The 1,469-nt window shown below is 55.5% G+C and carries 1 protein-coding gene; it reads left to right on the forward strand.

Translation table 11 applies throughout. The features are described 5' to 3' along the window. The first annotated feature begins 219 nt into the window (after positions 1-219). Complete coding sequence (locus JIN78_RS16695) at positions 220-666, forward strand: hypothetical protein (protein WP_200393136.1); 447 nt, start codon at positions 220-222, stop codon at positions 664-666. The last annotated feature ends 803 nt before the right edge of the window (positions 667-1,469 follow it).

The following is a 1,469-nucleotide window of genomic DNA, read 5'->3' on the forward strand; positions in this document are numbered from 1 at the left end:
ACTTTATGATCTGCTTGCTCAACATCTCCTCCAAGCCAATAGATTCCTCGAATTGTTAGATTTTAGTCCTGATCCGCGGCACCTCAAAAGAGACCAACGAACCCGCAAATCCCCCATAGAATCAGGCCTCACAGCCTTAACCTGACGCGAATGGCACGCCACTTTTCCTTGAAAAGGTGCTGGTCTGGCAAATCATCAACCATATAATCTCTGCTGAAAATGAAAACCCATCTTCTGACACTGGCGCTTGTTCTTGTCTTTCCTTTCGTGGTGTTGGCTGACCTTGGTTGGACTCACCGAGCTGAAGAAGGGGAGGATGCATCAAGCCACCATTATTATTTCTACAAGTCGAGCGGGGAATCGGTAGGGCACGTGAGATCGGTGTGGAACGGGGGTGCTCAGAATCAACCAATTGTTGTGGACTACTTTATCGATGGAAGTGACATTCTGATTAGAGAGTCTTCCGGCACCCGTAACGAAGTCTCGGACCTGATTGCCGGACGAGAAGCCAAGCTCACAGTTGTTAGGGAATACAAGATTACGGGTAGGCACGCAAAGGCGATGCTACTTGCTCCAGATCCGGATAAACCGCTCTCTGCAGACCAGAGACGCGACTTAGCTAATCTCATCTACCTCCTAGCTAAGCATCGAAAGCCGATCGAATGAAACAAGCAGAACTCCAAAGATAGCTCTGAGCGAGGAACGAGCCTCTGAGTTATCCGTTGTTGGACGAGCCCAGCCTTGAAGGAATGGGGGAGGAGCGGCTCTCTATACGTTTTCGATGGGGTGTTGCTCCTCAAGGTGTTGTCTGGCCCAAGGGGCGGGGACGAAGGCTGGGGGCCTTCCTTCCGGAGCCGCGAAAGCGAACGCCCCGCGTTCGGCTTCGCGCCGGAGCGGGATGACGGCCGGGTCCGGGCGGAAGAACCGGCATGGGGGGCAAGAGTGGAGGTTGGAAGGGGGGAAAGGTTCTTTCTCGGGCCCGCAATCGCCCTTTTCGGGCACAGCTTCTCCGGGCGCGAAATCTTGCTGCGCTGGGCTGGGGGCTGGATAGATGGAGGCTGTCATGGCCGGGCGAGGATTCGTTGGGGAGGCGGTCATCAACAGAGTGACGTTCCGCCTCTTTTTAGAAACACACGGATCAACCCGTGCACAGTCGGTGTGAGCGGTCGAGTGCGAATGGAAGCCTGTATCCACTGTTTCAAGAAAAGAGTTGCGAGAGGGGGAAGGGTGGCCGGGGCATCAGCCCGGGGTTGCCACCCCGCACCCCGCCAAGCTGAGTCAGCTTGACCACGTTTGGTTTTTCGCCCCCCAACCCCCGCCGGGGGCTTCCCCCCTCCCGTCCCCCTGGGGAGCCCCGCCTTCCTTTTTCATCCCCTCGGGCATCGTCCTGACTTTCCACACTCACCATCACCACAAGTCTCAGAAAATGAAAAAATCTTGAAGTGAACTTCAAATTGCCCTTGACTGCC

The sequence above is a fragment of the Roseibacillus ishigakijimensis genome (assembly GCF_016595415.1).
In the GTDB taxonomy this organism is placed as follows: domain Bacteria; phylum Verrucomicrobiota; class Verrucomicrobiia; order Verrucomicrobiales; family Akkermansiaceae; genus Roseibacillus; species Roseibacillus ishigakijimensis.

What these genes read in the sequence shown, in the direction of transcription:
- JIN78_RS16695 (WP_200393136.1), top strand. Translation starts at nt 220, where the DNA reads ATGAAAACCCATCTTCTGACACTGGCGCTTGTTCTTGTCTTTCCTTTC.